The organism is Microbacterium oleivorans, from assembly GCF_001691565.1.
Classification (GTDB): domain Bacteria; phylum Actinomycetota; class Actinomycetes; order Actinomycetales; family Microbacteriaceae; genus Microbacterium; species Microbacterium oleivorans_B.
Genome location: NZ_MAYO01000001.1, coordinates 1 through 12,830 on the forward strand (window position 1 = coordinate 1; position 12,830 = coordinate 12,830).

Below are 12,830 nucleotides of genomic sequence, written 5' to 3' on the forward strand. Positions count from 1 at the left end.
GGCATGCGTGGAATCGAGAAGCTCCGGAGCCGCTGTTGACGTCCGCATGACAACGTAGATTCCCGCCTCGGAAGGAACTTTCGCCGCGGCGAGTTCGCCGAAGGTCACAAACCCCTCGAACCCGGCCGCCTCGAGTCCGCGGCGATCCCACGACGCCGGCGCCGGCGGTTCGAGGATTGTCACTGGGCATCCTTTGCAGGCGGAACCTTGACCAGATCAGCGACGTCTCGATCGAGCTTTCCCAGTTGGTACCGCACGAACGTCTCCCTGCCTGCCCCTGCGTGCTGCGGCGCCGGCACGCGGCTCATGGCTGCCGAGGGAGGACCGTGGGCAGAGCGCCGGTGCGTCCCGCAGCCATGACGGTCACCACACCGCCCTCCGGCGGCTCCACTGTCGCGATCCCATCGGCGTCCACGGTGAGGACGTAGCCAGCGACCACGGCGCGGCGGTAGCCATTGTCGAGGACCTCCTCGGGGGCATCCCCGTGACGGACTTGGTCGGTGTCGATGTACTGGATCGGACGCGCCTGCCCCCTCACCCAGGGCTTCACCGGGCTTCTCCTGTTCAGCAGGGCCGCGAACTCGACGGACGGCTCCGCATCGAAGTACACCCGTCCGTCGTCGCGGCGCTCATGGCCGGTGACGTCGTAGACCGAGACGACCTGGTCCTTATAGACGCCCACGACGACGTCGCCGTAGCGAGCGATCGCCTCGTCGTTGACGTCAGCCCACCAGCCCAGCGTCGCATCGTCCATGTCGCGATCACCCGACAGCACGTCGCGGTATGACTTCCGCAGATTGACGACGATCATGATTGCTCCTTCTTCGATGCTTGATGTGGCATCTTCACTGATACGAAGATACCGCATCTTCGACTGATGATGCGGGAATAGTGAAACCAATCCCGAGCCCTCGACCTTCGAGGCAGCTTGACCGCGGGGGCGACTGTCGTTATAGTCATGAATGTCACATTCACTCATTAGGCGAGACCGAGGAGACCACCACCCAGATTTCACCGACAGGGGAACCGCTCGCTGCCGTTCCCCCTCGCGGGACAGGCCCATGTCCGCGGCCTGACGGGCTGCGACATGCAACCGCCCGCACCCATGACGTCGACCGCCCTCCTCCCCCTCGGCCGACGTCGGCGGAGGCGGCGCCGTGACATCGCCGCCTCCGCCCCTCTCTGTCCGCGAATCACGCCAGCTGCGGCCTATACCCAGCACAGACCTCTGGAGGAAACCCATGGACACCATTCCCACGCAGCCGACCGCGGACTGGCGCGAGTACTACGTCGACCCCCACCCGGGCCTCAAGAGCACCGAGCGGATCCAGGAGACCTGCGGAGCGTGCTCCGGCACCGGCATCTACACCGCACCCACTCACATCACCGACGGTCTCGGTCGACCGTTCTGCTTCGCCTGCAAGGGAACCGGCGTCCACAGCCGGCTCGTCAGCAGCGCCCGCGCAACCGCTCGTGCCCACGCAAAGGCCCGCGCCGAGCATGCCAACACGATGCGCGCTCTCGCCGCACGGCGCGCCACCTTCGAGCTCGCCCACCCCGGGCTGCGCGACCAGCTCACCGAGGCGCACCTGTCTGTGCGGGACGGGAATCCTCTTCGGGTACGGATCGGCCAGCTGCTGGACCGCCTCGAGGAGTACGCCGGCACCCTCGAGGAGGAAGAAGTCACCGAAGCGCTCGAGCTGCTCGACCAACTCGGGAAGGAGACGGCAGCCAGCCGCCCCGTTCCCACGGGACGAACGATCATCCGCGGCGAGATCCTCGCGACGAAGACGATCGACACCAAGTGGGGCGTGACGGTGAAGATCCTCATCCAGGGCGTCGGGTGGCGCGTCTGGGGAAGTCGGCCCTCGGAGATCTCCACGGCCCGGCGTGGTGACGTCGTCGAGCTCACCGCCACCATTTCCGCCAGCGACGACGACCCCAGCTTCGGCTTCTACTCCCGTCCCTCGAAGGCGCACGTCATCGCGGCCGGGCTGCGTCGCAGCGCATGAACGGGAACGTCATGGCCGGACGCACGCTACTGACCATCTATCTGACCCCCGGCGAAGGAAACCCGCTTCCCCCGGAGCCGATCCTCGTGGGGAACCTCTACCTCGTGCACTCCGGGCTCGAGCAGCCCAGCCGGCTCATGGGGTTCAGCGCCCCCGGCCAGATCCCCATCGCTCTGTGGGCGCACGAAGCACTGAGCAGCCCAGAGAAGGCACGGGGACTCTACCCTCACTTCATCGTCCGCGGCCGCGTGCGCCGACACCCCCTCACCGTCGACACGATCACCGTGCGCGACACCAGCGAGCTCGTCCGAGTCGTCATCACCCACACGGGATCCGGGAAGCAGTACCAGCCCTACGTCGGCGACGACCGCGATCGCGCCCAACGAATCGCCGATGCGTGGGGCAGCAACACCCACTACACCGCCGACGTCACACCTCTCCGCGACCAGTAGAAGGACCTACCCCATGCGCTGCCTGATGTGCGAAGAACCGGACATGATGTACGTCCCCTCCGACGACGTCGACGACGTCGGTCTCTACAGCTGCGGTGCATGCGGGTTCGAGATCGAAAGCCCTCTCGAGCGCCCCAGCCGGCCGCTCCCCCCAACAATCCACACGCCCCTGCATCGACGCGAGGTCCGCGCTCGAGGACGTGCCGCATGACTCCGCGTCTTCACACCAGCGAAGTCACCATGTCGGACTACTACTGCGGCGCCGGGGGCTCGTCGACGGGAGCCGTCGCACTTGGCGTCACCGTCAAGATGGCCGTCAACCACTGGGATCTCGCAATCGAGACCCATTGGACGAACCACCCCCGCACCGACCACGACAAGGCCGACATCAACAAGGCCGACCCCGCCCGCTACCCGCGCACCACGATCGGGTGGTTCTCCCCAGAGTGCACATACTGGTCCTCCGCCCGCGGAGAGAAGCTCCCCGACGGCCAACTCGCATGGGACTTCTTCGGCGACAGCCTCCCCAACGAAGCCGCCGACCGGTCCCGGATGGGGATGTGGGACGTGCCCCGCTTCACAGCGCACCACCAGTACGAGATCGTCATCGTCGAAAACGTGCCGCGCGTCGTCAAGGGCGTCCAATGGCAGCCGTGGCTGCGCAGCATGCACGAGCTCGGCTACCTCCACGAGGTGATCTGGCTCAACAGCATGCACGCCGGCTCCGCCGGACCCGCCGCGCCGCAGTCCCGCGACCGCGTCTACATCGTGTTCTGGAAGACCGGCAACCACCGCCCCGACTTCGACAAGTGGCTCCGGCCAGAGGCAACTTGCCCCGAGCACGGGCTGATCCGCTCCGCCCAGGTGTTCAAGCCGAAAGGCTCCCCCATGAAGACCTACGGCGCGCAGTACACGCTCCGCTGCCCGCACACCTCGTGCAACACCGAAGTGTTCCCCGCCGTCGCCGGCGCCGACACGATCATCGACTGGTCGCGCCGCGGCATCCGCATCGGAGACCGGAAGTCGCTCGGCATGCGCGAGCTCGAGCACAAGACGATGCTCCGCACCTTCCACGGCGTACGCCGACACTGGGCGCCGCTGGTCATCGAAGCCGCCGGCAACACCTACGACGCAACCAGCCCCCGACACCCGCAGCACGGCGATCCCGACGCCTACTACCGAGCCTGGCCCGCAGACGAGCCGCTGCGCACCCTGCACACGTCCACGTCGAAAGGACTGATCGTGCGCGGCGAGGGCAACACCACACCGGCACGCGCAGTCGAGCAGCCGATCGGAGCGATCACCGCAGCCGGATCGCAATTCCTCGCCACACCCCCACTCGTGATGCGCAACATGACCGCGCGGGGAGACCAAGGGCAGATGTCCAAGCCCGTCAGCGAACCCATCGGTGCGCTCACCGCCTCCTCGACCCACTCCCTCCTCGTCCCGGTGGAAGGACGCGACGGGAAGACAGCCCGCCCCGCGAACGAGCCAATGCGCACCCAGTCGACCCGGAACGAGACGGGGCTACTGGTGCCCCTGCGCACCCATGGCACCGCAGCGCCGACGTCAGAGCCGATGAAGACGGTCGTCGCCGGCACCGTCTCTCAGGCACTTGTCGTCCCGCTGCGCAACCACGGCACCGCGAAGACCCCCGCCTCACCGGTCGACACGATCGCAGCATCCGGGAACCACCACGCCCTCGTCATGCGCAACAACGGCGGCGGTGAGAGCGGCTGGCAGTCCGTCCCCGTGCAAGAACCCCTCGCGACGCTGACGACCGCAGGGCACCAGTCCCTCCTTGAGGCCGCTCCGTTGCCGGCGCCGACAGCAACGCTGACCGATGACGAGATCTGGCAGATGGTCTATGACGCCGAGTTCCGCATGCTCGAACCCGACGAGATCAAGAGAGGAATGGCCTTCTCAACCGACTACGTCCTGCTCGGCAACAAGCGGGAGCAGGTCCGCATGGCAGGCAACGCCGTCACCCCGAACGCTGCGCGTGACCTCATCGCCGCCTGCGTCGAGTCGCTGGGATACGACATGGGCTGGGCTCTCGCCGCCTGAGACGAGTACTCAAGTGTCCGCGAAGACCGAGGCAGCCGACCTATACCTGCACAGGCCCGATCCGGGGTTCCACCTCTGATCAGCCGGGTGTATTGTCCGTAAATGTCACATTCATCTATCAGAGGAGAGTCATCATGACTATCGCGCCGACCATGGAAACCCGACAGGGTTCCGAGGTCACCATCACAGGGACCGTCCGCAGCCCGCTGATGCTCGTCCGGCGGATCTCCGACCGCCAAGCTCGAATCAGCTTCCGCGTCGACGGAGAGGATGGCCCGTACAACGTCCACACGACCGGGTCCCGCGCCGAACTGCTGCGCCTCACCCTCCACAAGGGTGACCGGGTCACCGTGCACGCACCCTGCACGACGATCTGCCACCCCCATCAGACAATCCCCGACCTCGAGGCGGACGGCGTTGAACTCCACTTCTGGTGAGCCGGCACCCACGGCGCATCAGGATGGGAATCTGATGACTCCGCCGAGCGCAACAGAGGAACCAGCCATGACGAACACGTTCCACATCAACGGCAAGGACGTCGATGTCACCGATGTCGCCGCAGTGCAGGCACTCACGCCCGACGAGTACCGCGAGCTGCTCGAGTTGGCCCTGCAGGACCAGGCACCCTCCGGCGACGCGATTGTCGGGTTGCACCAGGAGCAGCCACCCGCCGGCACCGGGTTCATCATCGCCAACCCGCCTGCAGACAGTGATCGCGATGGCTGATCCACTCGCCGCCCTGAGAAACAGTTTCCGAACGATCGTCGCCACGGTCACCGCACGGCTCCGACGTCGAGGCATTGCCGCGCGGGAACCCGCACATTCCGATGGTCCGAGATCCGACGTCTGGCATCGGGCGTTCTCGCACGCGCTGCAGGCAGGTCTCTCCACGATGAGCGCCCGAGACTTCGCCGACCATTACGAGGCACGCCTCGAGGGCGGACCGCGCACCGAGAATCGCCCAAGGACCTGATGCACCTGTCTGAGCAACCAACCGATCTAACGAATCCCCTCCCAAACGGGCTCCGGTGACCACGCCGGGGCCCGTTCTCGTTGTCCGCGAAGCCCGGCGGAGTCGGCCTATACCCAGCAGACATCCCTGGGGAGGGCACATGTGCGAGGACATCGACCACGGTGGGCGTCGCTGCCCATCGTCGACAGCGGACGGGCAGCGACGCCGGCGTGCCAACCAGCGTGCCGCAGCTGCCGACGATCAGGTGCGCGCATTCATCGGAGCGACACCGTTCCGCCCCGAGTCGGTCGACCTGATGCGGATGAGCTCACGGCCCACCTACTACGACACCGACGAGTGGATCGAGTACGACGAGACACTGCGCGCGTCAGCAGAACGGCACGGGATCGAGATCTCCGAAGCTGATCACGCGGACGGCCTCTGGGAGGGCGAGTCGGAGCCCGCCGGCGCCTACATCGTGCACGCGGAGAGCTTTGAGCAGATCACGTCCTGGGCCAGCGAGATCGCCGGCCGTTACAACCAGGACAGCGTCATGGCCGGCTACTACGACCCAGAAGGCCCCGACCGGGTTTACACCTTCCCTGCCAGCGGCGACGAACAGAGCCGCGTCCAAGACACCCTCGAGATCCTCCGCGACGCCGGCGTATCCGGCGGGCGACTCTATGACGGCAAGCTCGAGATCGCGGAACCAGGCGAGTACCCGCTGCCACCCGCCGCAGTGAACGCGATCGCTTCACGCTTGGGCGTTGCGCCCAGCTTCGCTCGAGCGCGCGTCGCGTTCATCGAAGGAGACGCGCGCTACCTGCAGCACACCCCCATCAAGGAGATCCAGTCCCTCCGCGAGAGGTACGCCGATGCGCACGGGCTCCCCCGCCGACGCGGCATCCCCCACCTGACCGAGATCGACGACATCGCAGCCGCACGCGCCTACGACGCCGCACCTCACGAACCGAACCACCCGCGAGTGGCGCGCTCCTACCGCACCTTCCGGCAGCACATCGCCGCGCAGTGGGACATGCTCACCGACGCTGGCTACCGGTTCGAGCCCTGGCACGGTGAGAGCGAACAGCCCTATGCCGACTCCGCGGCGATGCTGCGAGATCTGCGCGAGAACAAGCACCTGTTCTACTTCCGCACCGACGTCTCCCAACACACCGAGGGTGCCCTGCCACCCGACCACCCGATGGCCACAACGGTCACCGTCACTCTTCCCTCTGGCGAGCGTTCACCGATGGTCGCCAACGACGTCTTCCGCGCAGTCCACGACGCGCTCGCCCACAGCGAAGGTCACCAGTTCGGGCCCTACGGCGAGAAACGAGCCTGGTGGACCCACCGCTCGTGCCTGCCCCGCGACGCTCGCCTCGCCCTGTGGTGCGAGACCCGGGCCCAGAACTGCTGGACCAACGCCGGGCCTCACATGGTGGCCGACGCCCCCGATGGTGAGCTCCGCTTGAAGCGACGCGGTGAGGACGGCTGGGAACCCGTAAACCGCAGACCCTATGCGCAGCAGAAGTGCGTCCGCGTCCCCAGCGCTCTGACCTGACCCGCGCCTCCGAGGCAGCCCTACAAGGCGGGCGGCTCCGCGTCGACGGACGAAGGCTCCCCCACGAAGTCCAGGAACCGGCGTCCCTTCTGATGCGTGCGAGGGGAGAAGACGCCGTCCGCCGACATCGTCGTGGTGAGAGGGATGTAGGCGAGGCCTGCACGGTCCAGATCCGCCGCAGCCTGATCAACCGGTGCGGACCATTCAGCCTGCGGAGCCCCGAACGCGCTTGCGAGGGGGGTCTTCACCCCGGCCATGTAGATGTTGGAGTGCTGCTCGTACAGGCCGTGCGCTTCCAGCCATCCCTTGGGGTCGGTGAAGTACTGCAGCAAGAACACATGCAGCTCACTGAACTCGTCGACGAGGCGGGTGAATTGCTCCCGCTCGCTCTCAGAGAACGGTGCCCAACTGCCGCCGTTGACGGCCGCGGACGCGAGCCGGCGCCGCTTGGTTTGGCTGGCTGTCTCGGCAGCTGCCCGCTGCGCGCGCGTGATCGCAGCGAGGAACTCGTCGGAGCCCAGAACGTCCTCCACGGTGAGACTGTCATCGAGGCGGCTGAGCGCCTCCGTGAGGGCGTACGCGACCTGCATGTTGAAGTCGTGTTGCCGGGCGGCCTGACGGGTATCGAGTGCGTGAGCGACAGCTTCCGCGGCGATCGACCCCACCAGCGGGATAGCCCCGAGGGCGGCCTTGCCCGCAAACGCGAGGGCGTCTTCGGAAGGCTCGTGCGGGGGGACAGCGGAAACCAGGTCGCTCATCCGTCCATCATGCCGAGTCGCGTCAACAGCAGACAGCAGCAGCGAGGTTGACGGCTGGAGATCCCTTCTCCTATGGTTGTGAATGTCACATTCACGTAAGCGAGCCTCGACGAGCAGTCGCCACTCGGCGGCGCGGACGGGAGCTCTGTCCGCGAAACACGCCGAGCACGGCCTATACCCATGACACGACCCCGGAGGACCCACCCCATGAGCATTCAGATCCGCACCCTTCTCGTCGCAGTGATCATTGCCGGATTCGTGACGATCGTGGGGATCATGTTCCTTCCGGCTTCGCCGCCGATACGCACTGAGGTCGCGCCAACGCCGGAAGTCGCCCTCCCCAGCGAAGGCCCCTCACAGCAGCTCAGCCCGGATGCCGCGGCCGCGGTGAAGCTCCTCGAGGAGCTCGACCTCTCAGAACCGGAGAACCAGGACTCCTACGAACGCGACGAGTTCGGGCAACGATGGGCCGACATCGACCGCAACGGATGCGACCAACGCAACGACGTCCTCGCCCGCGATCTCACCGAGGTCACCACGAAGCCGGGGACGCGGGACTGCGTCGTCCTCACCGGCACTCTCGACGACCCCTACACCGGGATGATCATCCCCTTCGAGCGCGGGCAGGGAACCAGCGAGCTCGTCCAGATCGACCACATCGTGCCCCTCGCCTGGGCGTGGCGCCAGGGGGCAGACGAGTGGACCGCGGACGAGCGGGAACGCTTCGCCAACGACCCTCTGAACCTGCAGGCCACCGATGGCAGCACCAACGCCTCCAAGAGCGATCGCGGCCCCAGCGAATGGATGCCGCCGGACAACTCCTACGACTGCGAGTACTCCGCACGGTTCGTCGAGATCCTCGCGGCCTACGACCTCACCATCAACACCCCCGACCAGTCAGCGCTGACCACGAAGCTGACCAGCTGCAGCAGCTGAGGCCCAGGAGCCCTCATGAACATTCTCCGCAGCGTCACCATCACCGACGACACCGGCACCCGCTACACCGACCTGTTCAACGACATCTCGCTCCACGACTACGAGATCCTCCGCACCTCCACCGGGATCCTCGGCGTCGACGCGATCGTGCCGGCCGACCCCTTCGCACCACGCGCCTCCTCCGACGGACCGCTCGGCGCCCTGATCCTTCGCTGGGCGCAGGCGCACATCGACGGCCCCAGCGACATCATCAGCTGGCAGTACATCGACGCTCACGACATCCACACCGTCGCGATCGCCAACACGACCACCCGCGAGCTGCACTTCGTGAACCTGTTCGGCCACGTCATCGCAGGACGTCGCGCCTACCGTCTCCGCGAGCTCGCCGACGCGCTGGACCTGCTGATCGAGCCCTCCTTCGAGTGACACACCATGATCCCCGACGACATCGCCCGCACGATCATCCACGGCAGCCCCCAGGGATACGACTTGGGATGCCGCAGCAACGGCGGATGCGCCAACCACGGGCACCCGAACCTCATGACCTGTGCCGCAGCGCACGCGGCAGCCGGGTCCGACTGGTCCCTGTCCAAGCTCCCCCGAGACGAGGCGATCCCGAAGCGAGCCCGCCGCCTCACCCGCCCCTCGCAGGCCTCATCCCCCGCCGCCGAACAGCCACCTACAGCCTCACCCAGAAAGCGCCCCAGGCCCAACACCCCCATCAAGCACGGCACACCCCACGGCTTCAACCGAGGGTGCAAGACCGTCGACGGATGCCCCAACCACGGCACCGAGCAGAAGACCTGCGCGGACGCTCACCGCAGCTACTACCGCGACTATCGGCGACGGGTCCGCAGCGAGGAGCAGATCACCCACGGCACACCCACCGGCTATTCGTACGGATGCCATGATCGCGGCAGCTGCCCCGGAAACGACGACGGGACAACATGCCCCGACGCAGCCCGCGCCGCCGAGCGGCGCCGGCGCCAATCCCCCGGGAGCATCGCCGCATGACCGAATCCAGCACGACGATGAGCCTGTCGGCCGACGAGGTGAGACTTCTGCAGCGTTCGCTCGAGCTGGCTGCTGGCTACGCAGACTCAGAACGAGACCAGCACGCGATCTTCGAGCTCAGCTCCAAGATCCGCCGAGCAAAGACCCTCCCCACATAGAGCTCCCGCGGGGGCGCCGCCCTCCCGCGGTACACTGAGCCGCGGCACCCGGCCGTTCGAGCAGGAGTTCATTCCGCCCCTTTGGGGCGATGATCCTCCCTCGGTTGCGTGATGGTGAATGTGACAATTTCCTCCGCTCCGGCCGGGTGCCGTTTCGTTCTCCGAGCGACCGCCAGCGAATAGAACAAATATTCGACTGCTTGTAATGTCGCTGACGTGGTGCAGCACTGGTCTCCGATGTCGCAGCTGCAGGCTTCGCCCGAGCGGGGGGTCTGGTACGTCTACGACAAGAGCCGCCGGATCGCGATCGTGAGATACGTCGAGATCCGCGGCCGGCGCTTGCTGCGCTCGGTCACGTTCCACACCGACCCAGACCAGCGAGAACTCATCGGCTACTTCCCCGAAGACGGGATGCGCCTCGCCGTCGAGTGCACCTGGGCTGAGTACATCAAGCACACCGGGCCGTCGACGAGTAATCGCCGCTAGCGACCATGCACGCCGTGGAAGGTGCGGAGCATCGTCTTGTGCATGCACGCAGGGATTGACACAGGCACTGCGCGGGCTTAGCGTTATGAATGTCACATTCACCTACCGTTGAGGAGGTCCCGCTATGCGTGCGTTCCCCGTGAACCGCGACACCATCGACCTACTGGTCACCGCCGCTTACGTCAGCACCCCTGTCCACCGCATCACCCACCCCCGGGAGCTCGTCGAGCAGGCCGACCGCATGGGGCAGCTGCTCTGGGACGAGAACCACACCAGCGTCGGCTTCGCTATCGGTGAGCACATCACCGCTCCCCGATACGAGTGGCAGCCAGTCGCCGAGATCGTTCCGTGCGCCGACGATGAGCAAGTCCTGCAGATCGAACGGAGCAGGCTCCTCCTCGCCGAGGTCTCGTGCCATCACGACGGATGGGATGACTCCCCCGCCCGCGAGCTGCTCGAGCAGCTGGGCGCAGCGATCGCTCGGCGGTTCGCGCACTGGACACTCGTCCCGTCCCCTGAACATCGAGGTGTCATGGAGTACGCCGGCCTCCACCGCGTCTCGGAGCTCTGGGAGCGACAGATCGGTTTCCGTCACCCGCTCACCAACGACGCGGCCGCGTGAGGGGCATCGCCATGACACTCACCATCACGCACACTGCAGCCGAAGGCACCCTCATCGACGGCACAGCGAAGGGAGACGGCACCGCCGACGCTCTGCGCAGCAATGGGTGGCGGTGGAGCCGCGCCCTGGGCTCCTGGTATGTGCCCCACTCCCGCGACCGGGAAGCGAAGCATCACGTCATCGAGCGGACTGTCGCCCAGTTGCAGGCAGCCGGCTTCACTGTGGCGGTGTCGATCGACTCCGCGCAGAGGAGCACCGCGACCGTTGAAGCAGACCTCATGGCCCGGCGGGAAGGTCGAGCTGAGGCGTTGGACGCGAAAGCGAACAGGCGGGCAGATCTGGCGGCCGCGGAGGCCGACCGAGCCGCGCGAGCCCTCCGACACTTGCCCGAGGGCGGCGAGCCTATTCACGTCGGCCACTACTCCGAAGGCGCCCACCGCAACGCGATCGCGAAGGCCGACGCGGCGATCCGACGCTCGATCGACGCGGACGACAGCGCTCGGCGCGCTCGCGCACGGGCGGACATCGCCGCCGGCGCGAACGACGCACGCTATGCGCCCGTCACGGTCGCCAACCGCATCGAGAAGCTCCGCGCCGAGCACGCCAGGATCAGCCGGCGCCTCGAGGGATATAGCCGGACGCTTCCCGGCGGATACCTCGACATCACGCAGCCGGCGACCGGCGCCTACGCCGAGCGGCTTCGCGGCGAGCTCACCCATGTCGAGGAGCAGCGGTCCTACTGGCAGGCCGTCCGCGATGAGCAGATCGCGGCGGGCCTCGTCATCAACCACTCTCGAGACACCATCCAGCCCGGTGATCGGATCCGCTACGTCGGCACCTGGTGCACAGTCACTCGTGCGAACGCGAAGAGCGTCAGCATCATCGACGCCTACGGACACCGCGGCACCGTCCCGTACACCCATATCCGCGATCACCACCGGCCGACAGGGAACGGGGCCTCATCGTGAGCATCACCACCCGCCCTCACGCCGTGTCCCGCGAGATCTCCGTCGAGATGATCAGCAGGCTGCGCCGAATCATGACTCTCGTGACGTTCGCGGCCGCCGCAGCAGGGGCGGGCTTCCTTGGCCTGCTCATCGCCCCCATCCTCGACCGGGTCATCATCAGCGCCCTGGCGGTGATCCTGCTACCGATGGTCGTGGTGGTCGTCGTCGACTTCTTCCGCAGCCCGGACTGAGTCATGCCCGCCTACCGGGTGGCATGGCAGCAGCCAGCTCAGGTCATTGCCACCGTGACCGTCGACCTCGACGAGCTCGCGCAGTGGGCTGTGGACTCAGGTGGGGTGCGTGCCCTGGCCTCTGGAGATCCCGTCGCCGCTGACCTGCCGGGGCTTCGACGTCTGCTCGAGCGGAACCAGCACTTCCGTGAGGAGCTGCTGCGAAGGTGGGCGATCGACCACCTGCCGCACTCCTGATGTCCCTCGCAGTGCGCGCAGAGAAGTGCCCCGCCGGCATCATCCCGGCGGGGCACTTGTGGTGTCAGACGAGACGCTGCGCGAGCTCGTCGATCTTGTCCGGACGGAACCCGGACCAATGGTCTTCGTCGGTGACGACGACCGGTGCCTGCAAGTAGCCGAGCGATTTGACGTGCTCGAGCGCGACGGGATCTTCGCTGAGGTCGACGACGTCGTAGTCGATGCCCTTCGCATCCAACGCACGGTACGTCGCATTGCACTGCACGCACGACGGCTTGGTGAACAGGGTGATCGTCTTTTCACCGTTGGTCAGTGTGGTGGTCATGGTTGTTCTCTCCTCCTTCCTGGGTCTCGGTGCTGAGCATGGCGGGCGG

18 protein-coding genes are annotated in these 12,830 nt (G+C 66.6%); 15 read left to right on the forward strand and 3 right to left on the reverse strand.

The annotated features are described in order from the left end of the window. Window positions 1-304 precede the first annotated feature (304 nt). Window positions 305-811 carry a hypothetical protein gene (locus tag BBA86_RS00005; RefSeq protein WP_065569655.1) on the reverse strand — a complete coding sequence of 169 codons (507 nt, stop codon included), beginning with the start codon at window positions 809-811 and terminating at the stop codon, window positions 305-307. A 430-nt stretch (window positions 812-1,241) separates the two neighbouring features. On the opposite strand from BBA86_RS00005, the gene BBA86_RS00010 reads away from it, so the two are divergent. From BBA86_RS00010 to BBA86_RS00035, 6 genes are all read left to right on the forward strand, one after another. After that, complete coding sequence (locus tag BBA86_RS00010) at window positions 1,242-2,012, forward strand: hypothetical protein (protein ID WP_065569656.1); 771 nt, start codon at window positions 1,242-1,244, stop codon at window positions 2,010-2,012. A gap of 11 nt (window positions 2,013-2,023) precedes the next feature. Further along, window positions 2,024-2,464: a hypothetical protein gene (locus BBA86_RS00015; protein WP_141677800.1), complete on the forward strand. Its 441-nt coding sequence runs from the start codon at window positions 2,024-2,026 to the stop codon at window positions 2,462-2,464. A gap of 207 nt (window positions 2,465-2,671) precedes the next feature. After that, window positions 2,672-4,531, forward strand: coding sequence for a DNA cytosine methyltransferase (locus BBA86_RS00020; protein WP_065569658.1), 1,860 nt, complete (start codon window positions 2,672-2,674; stop codon window positions 4,529-4,531). Window positions 4,532-4,665: 134 nt separating this feature from the next. Then, entirely contained in the window at window positions 4,666-4,968 is a 303-nt protein-coding gene (locus BBA86_RS00025; protein WP_141677801.1) for a hypothetical protein, read from the forward strand. Between the two features lie 67 nt (window positions 4,969-5,035). Then, window positions 5,036-5,257, forward strand: coding sequence for a hypothetical protein (locus BBA86_RS00030; RefSeq protein ID WP_065569660.1), 222 nt, complete (start codon window positions 5,036-5,038; stop codon window positions 5,255-5,257). A 386-nt stretch (window positions 5,258-5,643) separates the two neighbouring features. Then, window positions 5,644-7,047, forward strand: a complete 1,404-nt coding sequence (locus tag BBA86_RS00035) for a hypothetical protein (protein ID WP_065569661.1) — start codon at window positions 5,644-5,646, stop codon at window positions 7,045-7,047. A 20-nt stretch (window positions 7,048-7,067) separates the two neighbouring features. On the opposite strand, the gene BBA86_RS00040 is transcribed toward BBA86_RS00035, so the two are convergent. Then, entirely contained in the window at window positions 7,068-7,805 is a 738-nt protein-coding gene (locus BBA86_RS00040; RefSeq protein ID WP_065569662.1) for a hypothetical protein, read from the reverse strand. Window positions 7,806-8,012: 207 nt separating this feature from the next. Here BBA86_RS00040 and BBA86_RS00045 point away from each other — a divergent pair, with 207 nt between their 5' ends. From BBA86_RS00045 to BBA86_RS00075, 9 genes are all read left to right on the forward strand, one after another. Next, a complete protein-coding gene (locus tag BBA86_RS00045) occupies window positions 8,013-8,741 on the forward strand; it encodes an HNH endonuclease family protein (RefSeq protein ID WP_065569663.1) in 729 nt (242 codons plus the stop codon). A 15-nt stretch (window positions 8,742-8,756) separates the two neighbouring features. Further along, window positions 8,757-9,167: a hypothetical protein gene (locus tag BBA86_RS00050; RefSeq protein ID WP_065569664.1), complete on the forward strand. Its 411-nt coding sequence runs from the start codon at window positions 8,757-8,759 to the stop codon at window positions 9,165-9,167. Between the two features lie 6 nt (window positions 9,168-9,173). Further along, complete coding sequence (locus BBA86_RS14350) at window positions 9,174-9,755, forward strand: hypothetical protein (protein WP_141677802.1); 582 nt, start codon at window positions 9,174-9,176, stop codon at window positions 9,753-9,755. Beyond that, window positions 9,752-9,913, forward strand: a complete 162-nt coding sequence (locus BBA86_RS14485; RefSeq protein ID WP_189318392.1) for a hypothetical protein — start codon at window positions 9,752-9,754, stop codon at window positions 9,911-9,913. The genes BBA86_RS14350 and BBA86_RS14485 overlap by 4 nt, the downstream gene beginning before the upstream one ends. Window positions 9,914-10,129: 216 nt before the next feature. After that, window positions 10,130-10,399, forward strand: a complete 270-nt coding sequence (locus tag BBA86_RS00055; protein WP_141677803.1) for a hypothetical protein — start codon at window positions 10,130-10,132, stop codon at window positions 10,397-10,399. A gap of 124 nt (window positions 10,400-10,523) precedes the next feature. After that, window positions 10,524-11,021: a hypothetical protein gene (locus BBA86_RS00060; protein WP_065569666.1), complete on the forward strand. Its 498-nt coding sequence runs from the start codon at window positions 10,524-10,526 to the stop codon at window positions 11,019-11,021. Window positions 11,022-11,032: 11 nt separating this feature from the next. Continuing rightward, entirely contained in the window at window positions 11,033-11,989 is a 957-nt protein-coding gene (locus BBA86_RS00065; RefSeq protein WP_065569667.1) for a DUF3560 domain-containing protein, read from the forward strand. After that, window positions 11,986-12,219, forward strand: coding sequence for a hypothetical protein (locus BBA86_RS00070; protein ID WP_065569668.1), 234 nt, complete (start codon window positions 11,986-11,988; stop codon window positions 12,217-12,219). Before BBA86_RS00065 ends, BBA86_RS00070 begins: the two co-directional genes overlap by 4 nt. 54 nt (window positions 12,220-12,273) lie before the next feature. Then, the gene (locus tag BBA86_RS00075) at window positions 12,274-12,456 is read left to right on the forward strand and encodes a hypothetical protein (protein ID WP_223246981.1); all 183 of its coding nucleotides are present in this window, start codon (window positions 12,274-12,276) and stop codon (window positions 12,454-12,456) included. Between the two features lie 64 nt (window positions 12,457-12,520). On the opposite strand, the gene nrdH is transcribed toward BBA86_RS00075, so the two are convergent. Continuing rightward, a complete protein-coding gene (gene nrdH, locus BBA86_RS00080; RefSeq protein WP_065569670.1) occupies window positions 12,521-12,781 on the reverse strand; it encodes a glutaredoxin-like protein NrdH in 261 nt (86 codons plus the stop codon). Window positions 12,782-12,830 lie beyond the last annotated feature (49 nt).

What these genes read in the sequence shown, in the direction of transcription:
- BBA86_RS00005 (WP_065569655.1), bottom strand. Translation starts at nt 811, where the DNA reads ATGATCGTCGTCAATCTGCGGAAGTCATACCGCGACGTGCTGTCGGGT.
- BBA86_RS00010 (WP_065569656.1), top strand. Translation starts at nt 1,242, where the DNA reads ATGGACACCATTCCCACGCAGCCGACCGCGGACTGGCGCGAGTACTAC.
- BBA86_RS00015 (WP_141677800.1), top strand. Translation starts at nt 2,024, where the DNA reads ATGGCCGGACGCACGCTACTGACCATCTATCTGACCCCCGGCGAAGGA.
- BBA86_RS00020 (WP_065569658.1), top strand. Translation starts at nt 2,672, where the DNA reads ATGACTCCGCGTCTTCACACCAGCGAAGTCACCATGTCGGACTACTAC.
- BBA86_RS00025 (WP_141677801.1), top strand. Translation starts at nt 4,666, where the DNA reads ATGACTATCGCGCCGACCATGGAAACCCGACAGGGTTCCGAGGTCACC.
- BBA86_RS00030 (WP_065569660.1), top strand. Translation starts at nt 5,036, where the DNA reads ATGACGAACACGTTCCACATCAACGGCAAGGACGTCGATGTCACCGAT.
- BBA86_RS00035 (WP_065569661.1), top strand. Translation starts at nt 5,644, where the DNA reads ATGTGCGAGGACATCGACCACGGTGGGCGTCGCTGCCCATCGTCGACA.
- BBA86_RS00040 (WP_065569662.1), bottom strand. Translation starts at nt 7,805, where the DNA reads ATGAGCGACCTGGTTTCCGCTGTCCCCCCGCACGAGCCTTCCGAAGAC.
- BBA86_RS00045 (WP_065569663.1), top strand. Translation starts at nt 8,013, where the DNA reads ATGAGCATTCAGATCCGCACCCTTCTCGTCGCAGTGATCATTGCCGGA.
- BBA86_RS00050 (WP_065569664.1), top strand. Translation starts at nt 8,757, where the DNA reads ATGAACATTCTCCGCAGCGTCACCATCACCGACGACACCGGCACCCGC.
- BBA86_RS14350 (WP_141677802.1), top strand. Translation starts at nt 9,174, where the DNA reads ATGATCCCCGACGACATCGCCCGCACGATCATCCACGGCAGCCCCCAG.
- BBA86_RS14485 (WP_189318392.1), top strand. Translation starts at nt 9,752, where the DNA reads ATGACCGAATCCAGCACGACGATGAGCCTGTCGGCCGACGAGGTGAGA.
- BBA86_RS00060 (WP_065569666.1), top strand. Translation starts at nt 10,524, where the DNA reads ATGCGTGCGTTCCCCGTGAACCGCGACACCATCGACCTACTGGTCACC.
- BBA86_RS00065 (WP_065569667.1), top strand. Translation starts at nt 11,033, where the DNA reads ATGACACTCACCATCACGCACACTGCAGCCGAAGGCACCCTCATCGAC.
- nrdH (WP_065569670.1), bottom strand. Translation starts at nt 12,781, where the DNA reads ATGACCACCACACTGACCAACGGTGAAAAGACGATCACCCTGTTCACC.